This window comes from Mycoplasmopsis lipofaciens ATCC 35015, assembly GCF_000686585.1.
In the GTDB taxonomy this organism is placed as follows: domain Bacteria; phylum Bacillota_I; class Bacilli_A; order Mycoplasmatales; family Metamycoplasmataceae; genus Mycoplasmopsis; species Mycoplasmopsis lipofaciens.
On the sequence record NZ_JMKY01000004.1, the window covers coordinates 51,068 to 72,433 of the forward strand.

At 24.6% G+C, this 21,366-nt stretch carries 14 protein-coding genes and 3 tRNA genes; 7 read left to right on the plus strand and 10 right to left on the minus strand.

All coding sequences use genetic code 4. The features are described from left to right. Positions 1-99 precede the first annotated feature (99 nt). Together T388_RS0101240 and T388_RS0101245 are read left to right on the plus strand one after the other, a co-directional pair. The gene (locus T388_RS0101240; RefSeq protein ID WP_027120527.1) at positions 100-8,115 is read left to right on the plus strand and encodes an FtsX-like permease family protein; all 8,016 of its coding nucleotides are present in this window, start codon (positions 100-102) and stop codon (positions 8,113-8,115) included. Between the two features lie 4 nt (positions 8,116-8,119). After that, complete coding sequence (locus T388_RS0101245; RefSeq protein WP_027120528.1) at positions 8,120-9,100, plus strand: ABC transporter ATP-binding protein; 981 nt, start codon at positions 8,120-8,122, stop codon at positions 9,098-9,100. Between the two features lie 84 nt (positions 9,101-9,184). Here the strand turns inward: T388_RS0101245 and mnmE are convergent, their stop codons facing one another. Both mnmE and T388_RS0101255 read right to left on the minus strand, forming a co-directional pair. Continuing rightward, the gene (mnmE, locus tag T388_RS0101250; protein WP_027120529.1) at positions 9,185-10,531 is read right to left on the minus strand and encodes a tRNA uridine-5-carboxymethylaminomethyl(34) synthesis GTPase MnmE; all 1,347 of its coding nucleotides are present in this window, start codon (positions 10,529-10,531) and stop codon (positions 9,185-9,187) included. A gap of 289 nt (positions 10,532-10,820) precedes the next feature. Further along, positions 10,821-11,876: a lipoprotein 17-related variable surface protein gene (locus tag T388_RS0101255; RefSeq protein ID WP_027120530.1), complete on the minus strand. Its 1,056-nt coding sequence runs from the start codon at positions 11,874-11,876 to the stop codon at positions 10,821-10,823. 152 nt (positions 11,877-12,028) lie between these two features. Here T388_RS0101255 and T388_RS0101260 point away from each other — a divergent pair. After that, a tRNA-Thr gene (locus T388_RS0101260) sits at positions 12,029-12,104 on the plus strand. 102 nt (positions 12,105-12,206) lie between these two features. Further along, on the plus strand, positions 12,207-13,982 hold the full coding sequence (locus T388_RS0101265) for an MATE family efflux transporter (RefSeq protein WP_027120531.1): 1,776 nt from the start codon (positions 12,207-12,209) through the stop codon (positions 13,980-13,982). 37 nt (positions 13,983-14,019) lie between these two features. On the opposite strand, the gene rplS is transcribed toward T388_RS0101265, so the two are convergent. Genes rplS through rpsP form a run of 3 tightly spaced genes read right to left on the minus strand, consistent with a single transcriptional unit; the run spans position 14,020 to position 15,330 of the window. Further along, positions 14,020-14,382 (minus strand): 50S ribosomal protein L19, encoded by a 363-nt coding sequence (rplS, locus tag T388_RS0101270; RefSeq protein WP_027120532.1) that lies wholly within the window; start codon positions 14,380-14,382, stop codon positions 14,020-14,022. Continuing rightward, entirely contained in the window at positions 14,372-15,055 is a 684-nt protein-coding gene (gene trmD, locus T388_RS0101275; protein WP_027120533.1) for a tRNA (guanosine(37)-N1)-methyltransferase TrmD, read from the minus strand. The genes rplS and trmD overlap by 11 nt, the downstream gene beginning before the upstream one ends. Next, the gene (rpsP, locus tag T388_RS0101280; protein ID WP_027120534.1) at positions 15,055-15,330 is read right to left on the minus strand and encodes a 30S ribosomal protein S16; all 276 of its coding nucleotides are present in this window, start codon (positions 15,328-15,330) and stop codon (positions 15,055-15,057) included. Before rpsP ends, trmD begins: the two co-directional genes overlap by 1 nt. Before the next feature lie 534 nt (positions 15,331-15,864). Here rpsP and rbfA point away from each other — a divergent pair. Next, the gene (gene rbfA, locus T388_RS0101285) at positions 15,865-16,206 is read left to right on the plus strand and encodes a 30S ribosome-binding factor RbfA (protein ID WP_027120535.1); all 342 of its coding nucleotides are present in this window, start codon (positions 15,865-15,867) and stop codon (positions 16,204-16,206) included. 43 nt (positions 16,207-16,249) lie between these two features. Here the strand turns inward: rbfA and T388_RS0101290 are convergent. From T388_RS0101290 to tapR, 3 genes are all read right to left on the minus strand, one after another. Beyond that, positions 16,250-16,323 (minus strand) — tRNA-Thr (locus T388_RS0101290). 15 nt (positions 16,324-16,338) lie between these two features. After that, positions 16,339-17,574, minus strand: a complete 1,236-nt coding sequence (gene tyrS, locus T388_RS0101295) for a tyrosine--tRNA ligase (protein WP_027120536.1) — start codon at positions 17,572-17,574, stop codon at positions 16,339-16,341. A 14-nt stretch (positions 17,575-17,588) separates the two neighbouring features. Continuing rightward, positions 17,589-18,218 (minus strand): TyrS-associated PheT N-terminal domain-related protein TapR, encoded by a 630-nt coding sequence (gene tapR / locus T388_RS0101300; RefSeq protein WP_051586181.1) that lies wholly within the window; start codon positions 18,216-18,218, stop codon positions 17,589-17,591. 40 nt (positions 18,219-18,258) lie between these two features. Here tapR and T388_RS0101305 point away from each other — a divergent pair, with 40 nt between their 5' ends. Next, positions 18,259-19,158, plus strand: a complete 900-nt coding sequence (locus T388_RS0101305) for a DegV family protein (RefSeq protein ID WP_027120538.1) — start codon at positions 18,259-18,261, stop codon at positions 19,156-19,158. Positions 19,159-19,198: 40 nt separating this feature from the next. On the opposite strand, the gene T388_RS0101310 is transcribed toward T388_RS0101305, so the two are convergent. Then, positions 19,199-19,273: transfer RNA gene (locus T388_RS0101310), tRNA-Trp, on the minus strand. A 284-nt stretch (positions 19,274-19,557) separates the two neighbouring features. Beyond that, positions 19,558-20,397 carry a methionyl-tRNA formyltransferase gene (gene fmt / locus T388_RS0101315; RefSeq protein WP_027120539.1) on the minus strand — a complete coding sequence of 280 codons (840 nt, stop codon included), beginning with the start codon at positions 20,395-20,397 and terminating at the stop codon, positions 19,558-19,560. Between the two features lie 265 nt (positions 20,398-20,662). Between fmt and T388_RS03875 the strand changes: the two genes are divergently transcribed. Then, positions 20,663-20,827 (plus strand): hypothetical protein, encoded by a 165-nt coding sequence (locus T388_RS03875; protein WP_156930245.1) that lies wholly within the window; start codon positions 20,663-20,665, stop codon positions 20,825-20,827. Positions 20,828-21,366 lie beyond the last annotated feature (539 nt).

The window sequence follows — 21,366 nt, forward strand, 5'->3', positions numbered from 1 at the left end:
TAAGGTCCAAAATTGGACCTTTTATATATTTTTATATTATTTAACTTTTATTATAATTAGTGAATATTATTTTACTTTAAATAAAAAAGGAGTTTAGATATGTGAAGATTATTTAAAGAAGTTTTTAAGTCACTCTCAAAAAATAAAGTTGTTGTTATAGGTCTTAGCTTTTTAGTTTTTTTAACATCAGCAATTTTTACTTTATTATCAAGTATGAGAACAACTTTAGTTGGAGGATTTGAAAATTACAAACAAGTTTCTAAATTACATGATGTTTCTGTTGATTTAAATTTACCAACGCAGGGCAATGCATATAATGAAGGATATTTTGTTAATGGAGAAACAGCAGATTCTCTAAAATCAAATAATCAAAAATTTTATACTCCAATTTCATATAGTATAAATTATGATAAATCTTTTGGTTTATCCTCTACTCCAATAAACAATAAAAAAGAATATTTTGGTTCAGAATCAAATATTTTATACATCACAAACAATGATGGTTTTATTAAATTGTCAGAAATTGGTGAACTGAATCCAGTTTTTTCTGATTATTATATTAAAAAAGATGATTTAGTAAACTTTTATACTTCTTACAGAGGTGAAAAAAATAACAATATTGAAATATCAAATTCTGAGTTTTATTTAGACGATATAGATGGATTAGGCTTTAATTTTAAGCATGAAACTAAAGTAGAAGTTTTTGAAAAGACAAGTAGTAATAAATATATAAATTTAACTAAAAAATTTGTTTTGGAACCAAATGATTCAAATCAATTATTTTTTGATAAACAATATTCTATTGGTGACATAATGAGTTTAGAAATAATAAATGTTGGTAATGATACAGAAATATACGGTAAACAATTAAGTTCACTTTATGTTAATTTAAAAGATAAATTGCTAACATTTGATTTTACTTTGGGAAATCAATGAGTTGATAGTGGTATTGGAATTGGATTAACACCAACTCAGGTTGCAAATTTATTATCTTTTAATCATATTGAAAAAAGTAAATTTATTTTTAAACAAAATAATATTAATAATAATCTTTCTAAATTTATTGATTATGAAGGTTCATTTCAACAATTAAATGAAAATTTAAAATTAAATAGCTTTTGATATGCAAAAGATATTTTTGGATTGAATAATAATCAGGAAACCATTCAAAAACAACATTATACATTTGAAGCAAATAAAAAGTACTTACTTAAAAAAGAATGAATAGCCAAAGAATATAATGATATCGAATTTTTAAGATGAAATTACTTCACAAGTTTTGTTGACAAAAATAATGCTAAAAATAAATGAAGTGGAGCTTTTAAAACATTTATTCAAACACTCGGCGATATGAATTCAATCAATAGAGATGATTTGTGAGACAAATTAGAAAGTTTTTCTTATTGAAAAAAAAGAAAAACAAATATTATTGTTCCTTATGATGCAAATGGAATGTTACAACAAAACAATAAATTAATTAAACAATTATTGTTACCTTTAAATGATTCAAATAATTATTTTGAAACAGAGAATTTGTATTTATATACAACTGATTCAAGAAGGATGCCTAATAAGAGTGATACACCATATAGCATTTCTTTACAAAATGCACAAACAATTTGAAATATCGAAAAAGTTTTTAATAAAAATGTTACAAAATTAAGCCATAAAGACTTTTTAACAGAAATTTCAGATGAAAATATTAAGAATACAAGATTTAATTTTATTAAAAATAAAGCTTATGTAACAACACAAAACGAAATTATTAATAGAATAAAAAATCAAAAAAACAATTCTTTTGGTGTTGGAGAAGATAACATTGGTATTCGTGAAACTTTAACAGTAGATGGAATAAATGAAACAACTAATAAAAAAAATGTTTTTCATTTTATTAATACTGGAAATGAAAAAAACGAAATAGATGGAATTCAAATTAATGTAGGTAAATTATATGAAGAATATTATGAACCAACATTATTAAATAGAAATAATTCATCAAAAACAAATATTTTTAAAACTGCTCAAATAAATCCACATGTTGCTTCAATGATTATTCAATCAATTGGTAAAAATTTATATACTGATCCAGATTATATAAAACCTTATTATCATTTTGCCAAAGTGGTTGACAATAATCCTTTTTTAAACAGAAGCAAAACACTAAATAATATTAAAATATTACCTTTAATTGGTTTTGATTTAACTAAACAAACACCTACTTTAGAAGAGATTGACCAATTTAATCTTGGTGTAATATTTGTTGGAAACAAATTTAAAATTGTAACCCGTTTAAAAAATAATAACCAGTTTGTAACCCCTGAAGAATGATTTGTTTTGTATAACGATTTTTTCACAAGTGAAGGTTTAGATTTTGGATTATTTAATCAATGAATGATAAAAAATAAATTGACAATAGGAACTGAATTTATAAAAACTGATGAATTAGGTTGAGTTAAAAAAGACAAACTTTTTGAAAATATTTATTATATTCCTTTGTTATTCTTATCACCAAAAACAGAATTAATACAAGATGCTTTAAATAATAACAAAATTGATTTTTTAATAAATTCTGTTGAAAAATTTTTATTAAATTATGATTTAGTAAAAGAAAAATATTTAACCGCAGAGCAAGTTTATAAATTATCTAAAATATTGAAAAAAGTATTAAATCAAAATAACTTTGCAACTGTTTTTAGTTCTGGAAATTTTAATAAAGCTATTTTACCTAAAATAGGTTTCGATTTAGTTTATGAACTTAGTCATGAACAATCTGGTGATTTATTAAAATCTATTTTATTTAGTATTATTCAACAAATTAAAATTACGCTTTCTGATAAAGGAGATTTAGAATCTCAAAAGCAATATTTAAAAAACGAAACAAATAATTTATTTAATTTAATTTATGACTTAACAGCTCTTGATTTGAATAAATATATAACAGCCAACTCACTTGTAGAGCTTTCAAAAGATCCTAAAATTTTTATTAGTAGTTTATATGATTTCATTAGTTCTATAAATTTTGCTAAATTGAGTGAACAAGCTAAATTATGATTTGAAAATGAAAATAATTCAGAAGTTGTTGTTAATTCAAAAACTTATTATAAAAAATTAACATCAGCGCAAATAATCAAATGAGTCTTTGGTTCTTTAAATCAACAACAACTTAAATTAGCTTTATCAAAACTTATAGATAATTTCAATTTTTCAGTACTATTAGACTTAAATAATACAGATGGGGTTTTATATAATTTTTTACAAAAATGGAATCCTTCTTTAATTTCTGTTTTAACACCTATTATTAGTAAACTTAATAATTCGAATAATCTAGAAGCTTTTGATAATGTAAAAACATCTTTGATTAATATAATTAAAAGCATTGATTTTGATATTTTATATGAAGAATTAGTAAAATCTATAAAAATTAAGAATTATGAATTTAAAAAAGAAGTTTTAAATTCGCAAACTAATCTTATCGAAAATAAATCATTTTTCGTTAGTGTAGAACAAATAGAATTTCATGATGGAATAATAGCATTTCTCAAATCAATTTTTAAGAAACCGGGTTCAAATAGAGCATTTAAACAAAATTTAATTACGATGTTTAATTTATCAAATGAAACACAAGAATTAAATATTACAAGTCCTTCTGGTAAAAAAGAAATTATTTTTATTCCAGCAAACGATCCAAATAAATTAGGTTTCTTTGATTTTGCAAACATTTTTTCAAAATTATTGTCAGCACCACAAAACACCATTTATTCTAATTATGATGCAAGTATTCAACTAGAAAATATACTAAAAAAAGTATCATCAAGTAATTCTCAGGAATCAGCTCTGATTGATTTAAACATTTTTAGTGAAAAAGATAAAAACTTCCTAAATGAATTTGATTTACTAAATAAAACAGATACAAAGAAACAATTTTTAGATAATTTAATTAAATTTCAATTGTTTGTAAATCAAACAAAAGGTGGAACTTCTTTAATAATTGATGATAATAAAAAAACAGGTGCTGATTTATTAAATGATTTACAAAATTTTGATAGCGGTTTGTCATTTTGACAAACTCTTAAGAAAGCAATTTCTTCAGTTTCCAATCCAATAATTTCAAATGAGTTTGCTTTAGGAGCACAAGCATTTAATATTTATTTACCATGAATAAAAATGTTTGATAATAAGTTAGCTAATTTTGAAGAATCGAAAAAATTTGTAAATGATTTTTTAAATTTAGCAATTGATAATGAAATTTTGGCTTTAGCACATAAAAAAGCAAAAGGTCAAAATATACCATTTTTCGAGACAACTAATTTTTGATTAAGCGAATTTTTAGCTAATCCTTCACAAATTACTTTATTTGATTTAAAATCAAACGGTAAATATGATAATTCTAAAATACAAAATTTAATTGATAGTAATCCTAAATTTAGTGAATGAGTACAACAAAATAAAAATATGTTAATTTTACAATTAGGATACATAGCATCAAGTAAATATTATTCATATAATTCAGAAAATCCTAATGGTATTTATTACACTACTATTAATAAATTTGTAAAACGTTATTTACAAAAAGATTCATTCTATTCAATAAGAAAGCAAGCAATTAAATTAATTCAAAAATCATCAATTAGTTTTCCTGTAGAAATATTCGGTATATCAGAGGCGATAATAAATCCTATTTTAAGATTTATTTTTCCTGAAATTTCTATTTCATACCTTGCAACACAAAAACAACAACCAGGAAAAATTAATGGTAATTTATCATATTTATTGTTAAATAGATTGGTTAATTTTGAAGCTCTTTTTGAAGAAGATTCTGAATTATTTGTGCGATTTAAAACATTTTTATATAAATCTACAAAATCATTAGATACTTCTAGTATTCCTATAAATATAGATAATTTTGAAAAACTAAATATAGATGGCGCCTATATTAATAAATTAAAAGAAATATCTAAATCAAATAAAAACAATATTTTTGGTTTTAATTTTATTTCTTTGGTTACAGATTTAATTGACACAATTATTGAACCTAAAGAATTGAAAGATGTTGTATTTAACAATACAAATAGTTATTTAGCTAAAGTTAATTATGCTTATTTAAAAAATAATAATAAAAGTATTTATGCTGGTGACATACCAACTAATCCTATTGAAATGAATCAATTAATTAATAGTTTAAGTGATGAATTTATAATCAATGTTAATGGAGTTAAATTCATAATAATAGGACAAGAAACAACAGTTGATTATATGTATCCCGTTATTGATGAAAACAATTTACAAGTTGATATTACTAATCAAGCTTTAATTTATGTTAATAAATTAGGCTTTGATAGAATTCATAACGCATATATTGGAAATGTTGTTAAAAAAGCTTTATTAGTAAAAAATTCTACAAAACATTCAAATGTAGAATTAAAAAATCATATTACTAAAATAGTGAATAGTTTAATTAAAGATAGTGGAAAATTACAACGTGTATTTCTAACAACTGAAATAGATGCTATAAATCCAGAGAGATCATTAAGAATAACAGCGGTTCAAAAAATAATTTCATCTATTTCATTCTTTACCATTGCAATTATGATTGTTTTTACATTTGTTGTGGCAATATCAATTATTTTTATTATTCAAAGATATATAAAAAATAAAAATAAAGTTATTGGTATATTGGTTGCACAAGGTTATAAACCTTCTCAAATTTCTTTATCATTTACTATTTTTGCAATGGTAACAGCGGTAATTGGTGGTATCTTAGGTTATGTTATTGGTAATCAAAGTCAATATTTAGTTTTAAGTATATTTAATTCATATTGAACTGTGCCAAAATCTAAATTACCATTTGATATTATTTCATTGTTTTTCACAGTATTCTTGCCTTTTATAGGTATGAGTATGCTAATTTATATAGTCTCTTTAATTTCGTTGAGACACAAAGCAATTGATTTAATTTCTGGAGTAAATGACGTAAGTAGCTCTAAATTATTTAAAAAATATCAAAAATGAACAGCTAAAAAGAATGTAAAGAAAAGATTTGCATTCACATTAGCGTTTAATAGTTTTTGAAAATTAGTTTCATTCGGAATTAGTGTTATGTTAACAGGTGTAGCTACTTTGTTTGGAGTAGCAAGTAATAACATTTTTAATCACACGATTAATAAAACATATGAAAATAGAAATTATACATTTAAGGTGGATTTGGAAACGCCAACAATAGAAGGTGGTTTATATAAAACGTTTAATGGATCAAATTTATATAATAATTTATATATGCCAGTTGGTGTATTAAATGAAAATAATAGAGAGATTAAAGATTATTTAAAACCAGGTTTTTCTTCGGTATTAAATGAAACGAATGCCAATGGTAATCCAGGATATAGAGATAGTCATATCATGACTCAGTTTTCATCTAATTTAACAGTTGCAGCAGGTGTTGCGGTAGATCCATGAACAATAGCTTATAATAGTATGCCTGACTCTCAAAAAGCTAAAATTGATAAAATACGTGATAGAGTGGGTTATGAATTAGAAAAAACCCAAGGAAATTATTACAACAAGGCTATTAAAAATAAATGAGTAGTTGATCCAAAAACAAATAATATTGGTTTAAAAAATGAAAAAGATGAATTTATCAGCTTCTTCAAATACTATAAATCTCCTTTTGAAAAGGTTGGTAATTTCAAATATGCATTATTTGACGGAACAGAATATAAAATGTTAAATATAACTACTGATTCATTTAGAACAGAATATAGAGAATTTTTAATTAATGGATACAAACAATTAAATGAAAGAATTCAAAAAGAAGCTTTAGAACCGAATTTAATTAAATTAGGTAGTTTAAAAATACCTGTTGTTAATAATTGATTAGAAAATGTTGAATTATTTGGACCAACAATTAACGATTATTTCATAAGTTTTGGTGGTGTTTTATTTAATGATAAAACAGACGAAAAATATACATATATAAAAGGTAACTTACAAAATAATAGTTCTATAAAAATATATGGTTATAAACAAAATAGTGAGTTAATTAAACTTGTTGATGCAAATAAAAACAATCTATACGACAATTTATATAATTACGTTATTAAAGATGATATATATCCAATTGTAATTAATCAAGTAGTTGCTGATAAATATCATTATAGTGTTGGTTCTAAATTTACGATTGATGTACAAAATTATGTTGATCGTTATTTAAACAAACTTAATAATCAAAATATTAAACATATTGCAACATTTGAAGTTGTTGGAATTAATCCGACATATATAAACGAAGAATATATTACTACACAAACAGCAGCAAATAAATTGATTGGCTTAGATAAACTTCAAGATCCAAATCAACCAAAAATAAATCTATTTAATGGTGTTGCAACAAATAATAAAACTCCAATACAAGTAACAGATTCAACTTCCTTATATTCATTAAGTGGATATTGATCTGGATATGGATCATTTGATTTAGAGTCTTTAGATGAAGCTGTTTTAAAGAGCATGTATAATCAAATATTTGATTTAAATTCAGGTTTATTAAAAGATTTTATGAAGATAGATAAAATTCAAGATTTTGTTAAAAATAAAGATGTTAAAACTGCATTAAGTGAATATGCTAATTTATATGAAAATAAACTTTATATAGCATTAGGTGCTTCGATTAATTCAAAAGATATTGAAGTTGGCTTTACGAGCCAAGTAGGTAATACTATAGGACAAATTACCATAGGTGTTATTGCATTAAGCTTTATAATTGCTTTAATTATATTAATAATTATGGCAACTATTATGATTAGTGAAAATGAAAAAAACATTGCTATTTGATCAATATTAGGATACACACAAAAAGAAAAATTAACAATGTTTTTTGGAGTGTTTATTCCTTTCATTTTATTCTTCTTCATGCTATGTGTTCCAGCTGTATTTGCTTTAATTGCATCATTTAATGCTGCGCTATTATCCTCGAGTTCAATTGCTCTACCTCTGACATTAAAATGATGACATGTGTTATTAACTTTTATATTTATCATTACTATTTTTATAATTACATCTCTAACAACATGAATTAGTATAAATAAAATGAAACCTGTTGATTTGCTGAAAGGAAAGTAATAATATGAAAAACAACAAGAAACCAAAAATGAAAAAATCTTCTAAACTTGCTGCAATAACGCAAGAAGAAAAAATTTTAGAAGAACAACAATATACATTGGAAATAGATAAAAAAATTAAAATTACTAAAGACAATGTTTTTGAACTCTTAGATCAAGATTCTAATAAAAAAAATATTGTGGTTCCTAAAAAAATTCAAAGGTTATTAACCAAAGTAAGTAAGAAAAAAAGAAAAAAAGATGCTAATTTTAATTTAAAAAATTCTGATGATAATATTATTGAAGTAAAAAATGTTAGCAAATATTATATTAATGGAAACGTAACAACAAGAGTTTTAAAAGATGTTTCAATGTCTGTCAAAAAAAATGAATTATTATTAATTTATGGTGTGTCTGGTGGTGGAAAGAGTACTTTATTAAATTTAATTTCTGGTCTTGATAGACCATCTAAAGGTCAAGTTATAGTTTGTGATAAAAATTTACCTTATTTATCTAATTCTCAATTAACATTATTTAGAAGAAAACACGTAAGTTTTATTTTTCAAAATTACAATTTATTAAATAATTTAAATTCATTTGATAATGTTCAAACAGGAGCTTATTTACAAAAAGATCCTAAACGTAAAGTAGATGTTGTGAAACTATTTGAACAATTTGAAATGAATGAGGAAATTAATAAGTTCCCATCTCAAATGTCTGGGGGACAGCAACAAAGAGTTTCTATTATGAGAGCTTTAGCTAAGAATTCTGAAATTATATTTGCCGATGAACCTACAGGAGCATTAGACGAACAAACCACTAAAATAGTTTTAAAGACTTTATATAATATAAATAAAACAACTGATGCAACAGTTGTTATGGTAAGCCATAATCCAGCAATGGCAGCAATGGCTGATCGTGTAGTTCATGTGGTTAAGGGAAGAATTGAAAAAATTGTAGTTAATCCAAATCCTGTATCACCTGATCAAATTGATTTATATAGTTAAAATCTAAACAAAAAAGCAGTAGAAACACTGCTTTTTTGTTTTTGTAAAAAACATAAAACTTTAAGTTGGTTTTATTAAAAATGTTTATTTACCCAAACAAAAATTTTTAAACATTTCATCTAATAATTTTTCATTATCTGCTCTACCCGAAATATCTTGTAAGTTTTTTCATGCTTCTCGTATATCAACAATTACAACATCATAGCCATATCCAAAATCAAGATTAACAATAGCTTCTTTAATATTGATTTGGGCTTGTTTAATGAGTGATAATTGTCTTGTGTTAGATAAATAATCATCATTATTTATTTTTATATCTTTAAAATGATTTTTTAACTCTATCTTTAGATTTTCAATATCATTATTAATTGCACTAACATAGCAGTAATGAGAATTTTTTATAAAATTTTGTGCTATATCAATTTTATTTATTACTTTAATAACGGGTTTATTATATTTTTGAGCAACTTCCTCGATTAATTTATTGTCATTTGAATCTTTTTTATTTATTTCTTTTACATAGATAACAACATCTGATTCTTTTATTTGTTTTATTGATTTTTCGATACCTATTTTTTCAATTTTATGTTTTGTTTGCCTAATTCCCGCTGTATCAATCAATTTAAATAACATTCCTTCAAATTGTCATGAAGCTTCGACAATATCGCGTGTTGTTCCAGCAATATCTGTAACAATAGCTTTATCTTCTTCTAGTAGACAATTTAATATTGAAGATTTACCTACATTAGGTCTACCTATAATTGCTACTTTGATGCCATCAAAAATTAATCTACTATTCTCGCTGTTTTTTATAATAGTATCTAATTTTTTTGAATAGTTTAATAGTCTTGTTTTTAAATCTTTATCAAATATTTGTTCAATGTCATCATATTCTGGATAATCTATATTTACTTCGATTTGTCCTATTAAATAAGATAATTCGTCAATTAGAGACTGAATCATTTTGCTAGTATTTCCATTAAATTTTTTAATTGCTAAATTAGTTTGAGAGATAGTTTGTGCATGAATTAAATCATTTATAGCCTCTGCTTTAATTAAATCCATCTTACCATTTAAAAATGATCTTCTACTAAATTCACCTGGTAAGGCTAGTCTGGCTCCATTAGCAAGAAGTAATTCTAAAATTTGATTTGTTACTATAACTCCACCATGGCAATTAATTTCCACAGTGTCTTCACCAACAAAATTATTGCTTCCAATATATCACATAACTAACACTTCGTCAATAATTTCATTTTCACTAAGATTGTTTATTATATGCCCATAGGTTATTTTTTGATTTTCTCCTGTTTTACCTTTAAATATTTTTTTTAAAATTTTAATACTGTCTGAACCGCTCATTCTAATTATTGAAATAGCTTGATTTATTTTTCCGCCAGACGATATTGCTACAATTGTGTCATTTATCATAAATATTATTTTACATTAAATAAAACGCATGTGAATAAATCAAATGATGTTAACTATAAATTATTAATTTTTTGTGTTGTTTAAAATATAGTATTTTCAATTAATATAGCTTTTTTTGAGTTTATTAATTTTTTATGATTTTGTTTTTAATGTTGTTATAGTAAAAGACATTTTAAAATTTTTAGTAATTTAAATGTTTTAGAAACATAAATAATAATTAAAACTCACTATATTCGAATTTTCTAAATAAAAAACTAGTGCTATAAGGCACTAATTTTCGTAATATTATTTAGCTGCTTGTTTTGTTGAAACCTTTTATTGTTCTTGTTATTAAATCAGTAGCTATGTTATCGTAATGCATTGTGAACGAAACTTTAACAGTTCCTTCTGCATCATCAGCAACAAATTCACCTTCAAAAAGAATAACTATTCCTTTTACTTGAAAATGATATGAAAGGTTTGTTCTATTAAATTCTGAAGCTTTTATTCTATAAGTATTTGATTTTATAGAAAATGCATTAGCGAATTCAGTCAATTCTTTTTTTTGTTCAGACGGAACTTTTGACATTAAATTATTTATATTAGTTGTTGCGTCATTATAAACTTTTGGCGTTTCAAAATCAATTGTTATTTTAGAAAGTGAAACACTTAATCATTTTTGAGTAGCTCTTCACTTGTGTTCGTTTGCTCCGTATCCGTATAAATCATCTCTTAATTGTCTTGCTTCATTTAACACTGTTTCATAATTTGCTTTTGAATTATTAAGTTCATTCTCTTTGTTTTCTTCGAGATTGTTATTGGCATTTTCAATATCAGTCGTAGCTTTTTTATAGTTTGCTATTGTTTGATCAGCTTCTTGTTCCACTAAAGCTTTAGCAACATCTGTTTCTATTGTATATGTATTCAAGGTTTCAGGGTAATCTGTTAAATTATCTTTTTGTCCTTGAATTTCTGCTAAAGCACTATTATATGCTTCTTTAGCTTTCTTAAGTTCTTTCGCATTTCTAGATTCAGTGGTTTCAAGATCAGATAAATTAATGCTTCTTTCTTTCGAAGTTATATTATCTTTAGTTAATGTTACTTTAACTGTTAATGTTCCTAAATCATCATTTATATTTTCTAAAATTATAGTTGCTTTATAATCACCTAGGTTTGTAAATATAATATCGTTTTTAGTAAATTCTGATGGTAATTTATTTTCTGTATTAACATTGTATTTTAATTCTTGAACTTTTTTATCTACAATGTCTTGTGTAACAGCTTTGTTACAGCTAGTTACAATAGTTGTTGTACCAACTAATGTTGTTGATAATAACATGGTTGAAAATTTAAGTTTTTTATTCATTTTTGCCTGCTTTCACATTTCTATTTGTGGAAATATTGTAATTTATTTCTTATTTTAATTATACTACTTACACAAAGATATATATTAATCTATAAATTACAGGTTAAATTTCATATTTTTTAATTGTTTGTTATAATTTTAATCGCTAAAATGCCATCATAGCTCAGTCGGTAGAGCACATCCATGGTAAGGATGGGGTCGCAGGTTCGATTCCTGTTGATGGCACCATATACTAAAAAGTATCAAAATATTTATAAACTTTTTAATGTTGTAATATGATTTATAACATTAAATTTTTTATTTTTATAAATTTATAACGAAAGGAGAGCGATGGATAAAAAACAAGCTAAACAAGAACGGGCGGAACTATTATTTGGAAAAACACCTATAAAAAAAGCCATATGAATTGTTGCTATACCAAGTTTAATGTCTGCGATGATGGTTGGATTATACACATTTGTTGATCAAGTATTTATTCAAAACTTTGTTCCTAGAAATACTTTTATTTTTGATGATTTAATTTTAGGTAGACATGGTCAAATTTATGATTATTTATCTAGTGGTATTGCAAAGTTAAATGAACAAGAATACAAAATATTATTTGATAATTATAATGGATTGGGAGGTCAACAAATAGCTTATTTAACACCTAATAGCGTGGTTTCTTCTACAAGTGTTGCATTTCAACCATTGATAATTTTTTCCAACTCAGTTGTTTTTTTGATTCCTGTTGGAGCATCTGTTTACTATACAAAATGTGTAAGTAAAAATTTAGAAAAAAGTGGAAGAGATTTATGAGCTACTATGTTTTGGTGCACAGCAATAGTGTCCTTATTTGCAACTTTAATGTCATTTATATTTGTATGATCTGGTTTAATAAAAATGTTTGCCGGTCATAGTATTTTAGATGTAAAACCGGGCTTTTCAGAACATGAAACTTTGCAAGCATATTATGATGCAAGTTATAAAATGGTAATTAATTGAGCAAGTAAATATGTTTATATATATGCAGCAGGTACAATAATGCAAGGAATATCATTGTTGTTATCATATTTTATTAGAGCTGAAGGATATAATTCATATGTAATGTTTTGGGGAATATTAGCTAATGTTGTTAATATACTCTTTGATGCAATTTTTATAATTCCTCTTAAATTAGGTGTTTTAGGAGGTGTATTAGCAACATTAATTGGCTGAGCTATTAATTTGATTGCTTATTTAATTTATATTATCTATCATGAAAGAAAAAATAAAACTTGACTTTCTTTATCTTATTTATTTAAGTTTAAATTTAATAAAAAATTGTTGGGTCCAACCATTCTTTTAGGATTTAGTGGTTTTATTAGAACTTTTGGTGTTGCGGTTACATTTGCAATTATGAATATACTTTTATCTAAAACAGCATTTGCATCTCCTCTACATTATTTATTTTATTGGTCTAAAAGTATGCCTATTTTAGCTTTATTTTTAACAAGTATTTTTGGTATAAATGATGGTGCAAGAAGTTTGATGTCATATAATTATACAAGAAGACAATTTGATCGTTGTAAACAAGTATATTTATGGACAATGCTTGTTGCTATATGTTATTCATTATTAACTTACACTTTTATTCTTCTAACTTCATCTAATTTATTAGTTACTGTTCTAAATGTTACATCAGATATGAAATCTGAGACTGCTAAATTTATGAAAATCATTACCTTAAGACTTGTAGCAATATCATTATCAATTAGTTGTTTATTAGCGTTTCAAGGAACAAACGACGTTGAAAAATCAATTGTTTCATCAATGATGGAAAGTTTCTTTTGCTTTTCAATTATAATTCCAATAGGTTATGGTGTTGCCGCTGCAATATTTAAATCAACAGGTAGTGTGGATATAGCAAATACAATTATCATTTGATTTTTTGTTATTAATTCTTTAATTGCCTCAGTTATTTTAATGGGATATTCATATTGATATATTATTAAAAAACTACCAAAAATTGATAGTTTAAAACTTTCATGAAGTAGAAAGATCGAACACAAATTTTTTGAAAGAGCAGAAAAGGCTGAAATAGAATATAAAAAGGAAATAGAACAAAAAAACCAAATTTATAATTAATCATAATAATAAAAATGCTGACGAATCAGCATTTTTATTATTTTTGTGTATTTCTTTTAATTTCTTTAAGACGCGCTTTTTTACCACTACGGTTTTCCATGTAGTAAAGTTTTGAACGACGAACTTTATTTGAACGAACAACTTGGATTTGTGCAATTAATGGTGAGTGTAATGGGAAAGTTCTATTAACCCCAACACCAAACGAAGTTTTTCTAACTGTGAATGTTTCACGTGTACCTGATTCTTTTTTACTAATAACTAAACCTTCAAAAATTTGAATACGCTCTTTTTCACCTTCACGAATACGAACGTAAACTTTAACATTATCTCCAACACGAAAATCTGGGTGATCTGTACGTAATTGATTTGATTCTACTAATTCTAATAATTTATTTCTCATTATTTATCCTTTCAATAATATCGGGACGATTTTTTAATGTTTTTTTATATTGTGCTTCTCTTTTTCACTTTTCAATTTCTTTATGGTTTCCATTTAATAATACTTCTGGAACTTTCATTCCCTTATATTCTCTAGGACGAGTGTATTGGGGATAATCAAGCAAACCATCATTTTGAAATGAATCATTTACAAAACTATCTTTTTTGATAACAGAAGGAACTAATCTAATTATTGAATCGGCCATTACCATTGATGGCAATTCTCCACCTGTTAAAACATAATCACCAATTGAAATTTCTTCATTTACTAATTCAACCACTCTTTCATCAAAACCTTCATATCTACCCGAAATAAAGGTTATTTCGTCTAAAGTACTTAAACGATTAGCTATTTGTTGATTGAATTTTTTACCTTGAGGTGATACTAAAATTTTGTACCCGCCTTTATTTTTTAATGATTCTAATGCGAGATCTATTGGCTCTATTTGAAGAAGCATACCATGACCTCCACCGAAAATTTCATCATCTACTTTATGATGTTTATCTTTACTAAATTCACGAAAATCTATTATATTAATTTCAATAATTTTTTTATCAATAGCTTTTGCAATAATAGATTCTTCAATAAATGGTTTATAGTAATTTGGAAAAAGAGTAAGAAAATTAATTTTCATTATTTGTTTAATTTTTTAGTAGATGTTTTTTTAGCGAATTTTTCGTTTAGTTTATGTTTTCTGAATAAATTGTAAACAACTTCTGTTAATTGTGCACCATCGTTAATTCATTTTTGTGTTGCTTCCTCGTTTAAAAAGAAATCCTTTGTGTGAGGGTTATATTGGCCTAAGGCTTCAATAAATCTACCATCACGAGGAGAACGAGAATCAGTAGCAACTATTTTATAGCAAGCATTAAATTTGCTTCCCATTCTTTTTAGTCTAATTTTTACCATAAGTAAAATATCTCCTTTAATTTTTAAAATACTTGATGTGTCAAGTGCAAGTGCTTGACACCAAGCAATTTGCTTTATTATTTTAATATATTTTTAAAAATTTAAAAGATAAAAATACAAAACTTTTTATTGCGAAATTAAAAGAAGTATTAATTAAGAATATTAAATTTATTTGAAGAAATAAAAGTTTAGAAAATAAAATAATAGCAAAAATGTTTAGCGCGTTTTACATTCTTAAATTTTTTAATAAAATTAGCCAAGAAATATTTCAAAAGTATAAAAATCATATTCATTGATTAACTTGTTAGAAGAATAGAATGGATTTATTGTATCATTTATAAGAGCTCTATTATTTGTTGGAGCTAATAATTGAATTGAAAATGATTTTAAATAAAATAGAAACAGCTGTTCGAAAAAATATAATAGAATTGTGCTTTAAAATTGATGTATATCAGAAAACGTAGAAACGATCTTAAAAATTTTTCAAAAAACAAATTATTAGAATACTAAAAAAATAAAAATTAGGAGAAAATTGTGAAAAAAAGTATAAATACATTAAGAAGAGAATCACAAATCCGCGATTTAATAGCAGATATTGTTACAAATGATATAACAAATTCTAACGTTATAAATCCTACAATTGTGGATTGTGTTTTATCAGGAGATTTATCTCATGTTAAAGTTTTTGTAACATTTACTTCAAAACAACAAAAAGGTTTAGAAGCACTTTGTAATGCAGCGGGTTTTGTTAAAAAAATGTTGTCAAAAAGTTTAAATTGAAGAAAAGTACCAGAAATTCATTTTTATTTAGATGATGTCACTGATAACGGTATGAAAATAGATAGTCTTTTAAATAAAATTAAAAACAACAATTAAAAAATGAGCAAAATTTGCTCATTTTTTTAATGTTTTTTACATATGGTGCCAAATACGAGAATCGAACTCGTGGCTATTGATTACGAGTCAACTGCTTTACCACTAAGCGAATTTGGCATAAAAAACTAATATTTACTTAGTTTTTAATAATATTGTTTGTTTTTTACCTTTTTTAAAAAAAGCATATTTTTTATTAAATAAATTAGGGTTATATAGTGTGTTTTCGTTAACTAATTCACCATCTATTTTCAATGCGCCGGAATTAATAAATTCTCTTGCTTCTCTTTTAGATGCAATGTGTTTGGTTTCGATTAATTTATCAATTATATTTTGATTTTTTTCAATTTCTACAAGAGGTAAATATTTTTCTAAAGTAACCAATTCATCAATATTTATTTCTTTGGTTGAGTAATGTTTATTGTATAAAATATTTGTTAATGTAATGCTTATTTTTAAATCTTGTTCACTAAAAATATCTTTTACAACTTCTTTTGCTAGCATTTCTTGAGCATAATGTTTTTGAGGATTCATATTATGAATTTTCATAATATTTTTTATCTCGTCAGTAGGCATTAATGTTATTCAATTTAATAATTTTTCTACTAAAGAATCTGGTTGATTTAATAAAAATTGATACATTTGATATGGAGAGGTCATTTTTTTATCTAATCATAATTTCCCGCCCCCTGTAGATTTTCCAATTTTATTTCCATTTTCATCCGTTAATAAATCATGTGTTAATACTACAGCATCATGATTATTACCATATATGGTGTTAATCATATCAAGACCAGTAATTAAATTTCCTCATTGATCACTTCCACCAACTTGAATTTTTACATTTTTATCTCTATAGAGTGTTAAGAAATCATAACCTTGTAAAATTTGGTAGCTAAATTCAGTATATGATAAGCCCCTCTCAATTCTTCTAGTTACTGATTCTTTTGCCATCATATAGGAAACATTAACCATTTTTCCAGCATCTCTTAAAAAATCAAGTACAGACATATTTTTGTAAAAATCATAATTATCTACAACTTCTAAATTAAATGATTCTAGTTGTTTTTTTATTTTTTCTTTATTATCTAAGACAGTTTTATTATCTAATAATACTCTTTCAGAATCTTTAAATGATGGGTCTCCAATCATACCTGTTGCCCCACCAATAAGCGCATAAGTTTTAAAACCATATTTTTGAAACATTCTTAAAGTACAAATAAGCACATAATTCCCTAAATGTAAACTTTTAGCTGTTGGATCAAATCCACCATAAATAGCAATTTTTGTTGGATCTAATTTTAATAATTTATCTTCATTACTAATTTGTTTTAGAAGTTTTCTTTCTTTTAATTCATCTAATATTGTCATATTACCTTCTTTTATTATTTTGCAATTATTTCTGGAAAAATGCTTCAAACATTTTTACCAATTTGATTATTTATATATGTTTCATTCTCACCTTCAAACATTTTTCCTTTAAATACATCTTTATCTTTCAAACCTAAAGAAATGCCTGTTGCTAACATACCTTGACTTAAAACACCCATAACCTGATTTTCAATAATTTCAGTTCCTTGTGATGTTATTGAACCTGGCAAAGCAAAAACAAAACATTTATTTATTAAAGTGTAATTTGTATTTGTGATAATTTGCTTAGTTGTATCTCCAAAATCAACATTTAAGACAAATAATTTATCACTTTTAGGGTGTATATTTCTACTAATTATTTTTCCAATTCTAAAATAATTTATGTTAGATACTTTATACCGAGAATTTAATTTAATTATTTGTTCATTTATTTGGTTAGTTTCTTGTGAATTTAAAAAACCGAATTTTTTTTCAGTATTACTGTTTGGTAAATTTAATTGATTTATAGAATGAATATTAAAGTTTTCATCTCTAAATATGATAAAATTTTCAAATCCATCTATTTGATTAACTTTTACAGTTGTGTTAATATAAATGACCCTTGTATTAGGAAATTCTTTTTCTAAATTAAAAAATAAATACATAATTTCTTTATTATATATTAATTTTAATATAATTACACATATGAATTATGCAATAGTAGTAGATTCTTCTTGTGGATTAACTAAAGAAGAAGCCAAAAAATTAGGATGATATTATCTCCCATTACATATCTCAATAGATGGAAAGGAATTTAGAGATGGAATAGATGTTGATTCTTCAACATTATTCAATTTTTATAATTTAAAATCAGATGTAAAAACTTCAGCTTTTAATATAGGTGAAGCTGAACAACTTTTTAATGAACTTTCTAAAAATTATGAAAAGATTGTTGTTTACCCTATATCTAAACATTTATCTGGAGCTTATCAACAAATTAAAACTTTAGCTAACGATTTTCCAAAAGTAGTAGTTATTGAATCGATACAAGTTTTAAATATGATTACATTAGAATGTTTATGATTTGAGAGAGAAATGAAAAATAATTCCTCTAAATTTGAAGAATATATTTCTTGAATAGAAAGCGGAGGCTTAAATAAAAGCGCAACATTAATTCCCAAATACAATCAATTTTTGGTTAAAGGTGGAAGATTACATTCTTCAGCAGCTGTTGTTGCAAGAATGTTGAAAATTGTACCTATAATTAAATGAGAAAAAGGTATGCTTGTAAAGGAATCATTAGGAAGAGTTTTTTCAAAAGCAACTCTTAAATATATTGGTGAAAAATCAAAAAGTTTTAAACCAAAACATAAAGGACAATTATTAACTTTTTATTTACATTCAAATGCAAGCGAAGAGGATAAAAAAGCATATATAAGTGAATTTAGGAATAAGTTCAATCAAGATCCAATTGTAGATTATATTGCACCAGTTGTTTCTATCCATACAGGTCCAGAAGCTTTTGCATGTTTGATTTTTGAAGTCGATCCAGAACTAAAAAAATATATTTTTGAAAAAATGGAGTTGATTGGAAAGAAATGATAGGTTTTTAAATCTATTTTATATAAAAAAGAGAATAAAAAAATGGCAGGAGTAACAGGACTCGAACCCATAACACACGGGGTTGAAGCCCGTTGTTCTACCATTGAACTATACTCCTACAAAGTTAGTGTAAATATTATACAAAAATATATAATTTTGCAAAATTGTTTATTTGTTTTTATAAACTATATGCGAAGTGCAAAATAAGAGTAAAAGTTCCTCTATTAATCGAATATCAAAAAACCAACTTTAGTTTATAGATGCTAAAGTTGGTTTTGAAATCTTATTAATTTTTGATTTTTAAAAATTTTCTTATCATAATTTTGACTAAGTATTAAATTTGAATTGAATATTAGTTGGCATTAGATATATTAATGTAATAGTTCTAAAAAAATAAATATATTAAAATAAAGTTATTCTTTTTTTGCTTTCGAATTGATAATCAGTTATATATAAAATTCCATCTTTCATTTTTAATTCTAAAGAATTTTTAATTTTTTCTTTAGTACCATAAAATAGTTTTACGCGTTTATTATTAATATAAGTATATGCACCTGGATTATCAGCAAAAGCTCTAATTATATTTATAGCTCTTTGACAAGATAGATTTGCATTTATTTCACCATCATTTTTATTTAATTTTGGGCTATATATAACTAAATTTTCATTTTGTTTTATTGGTTTCACTTTATTGCTTTCAATATCTTTTATTCATTTTACAATATTGTCTGTTGCGAGATGAGATAGCTTATTAAATAACGAAGATGACGTGTCTCTTTTTTCAATTTTTATAGATTCTTGAATAAAAATATCTCCAGCGTCCATTTCTTTAACCATTTCCATAAGAGAAATTCCTGTTTCGTTGTCATTATTTAATAATGAATATTGAATTGGAGCAGCTCCTCTATATTTTGGTAGTAAAGATCCATGAACATTTAAATTATATTTTTTTGCTAGATCTAAAATTTTGGTTGGAATATATTGTCCAAAGGCACAAGTTATCAAATAATCAAAATCCATTGCTTGTAATTGATGATAAATATCATTTATTTTTTCTGGTTGAAAACAAGGAATGTTGTATTTATCTGCTAATAATTTAACAGGTGTATGAATTGTTTTTCTACCTCTAATTGAAGGACGATCCGGTTGAGAAATTATTGCTAAAACTTCAAAATTATTAATTATTTTTTCAAAAATAGGTACGCTAAACTCTGGTGTGCCAGCAAGAATTATTTTTGTCATAATATCCTCCTTTTATATTTAATCAAAATTATACAAAAAAGCACTCTTATTAGTGCTTTTTATAAAAATTATTCGTTAATAATGTCAAGTGCAAAACAAAAGTAAAAACTTTTATATTTTTTTGATATGAAAAAGTATCAAAATAATTCGAGGACAGATTATGACTTAAAAAAGAATATGAATATAAAATAATTGCAAATAATATGGACAAATCTATAAATTGACTCAGCAAAAAATAAAATTAAATTGACGAATAGTTAAAAAAATGAAAAAAGATATTTTAAATAAAAATGTTGTTGTTTCTCATAAAAATAAAGGTAATGAATTCACAAGAAAAATTTCAATAGAAGATGTCGACAAATTAATAATTAATATTATAAACTTATTAAAAAAGTATTTAAAAATAAAGTCGATCATGATATTTCACTAAACTATTTTTACGAATTTTGTATTGAAGATGAAATTAAAAAAAGATGAAATATCGCTCTTTTTTAAACAACTTAGTTTCCCGTGGTTTTGAACAAAATTTATGTCTAAAAAGAAATAAAGTGATGCAAGAAAAAAATTGAGAAATTTAAAAAAAGATCAAAAATATCAAATGTTTTAAAAGAAATAATTAAGTTAAATAAGAGCAAAGAAGAAGCTATTAAAAGAGCTAGAAAATGTAATAAAAACAATCTAAAATTTGGTGAAATCGTAGAAATTGATGCATGTCAACACGAGTGAATAAACGGTGAAAAATCACACATTTATGTAGCTGTAGATGCAGCAACTTCACGACTTTTATCTCTTCATATTGAAAAGATGAAACCAATTTAGGATATATGAAATTACTCGAAGATATGTTTAAAACAATATAATAAACCAAAGACAATTCGTACTGATAAAAGAAGAACATTTTGAGGCCAGATTTAACCAATACTCCTTTAAAAAAAGCTTTAAATACAAAATGTATTGAATTATAAACTT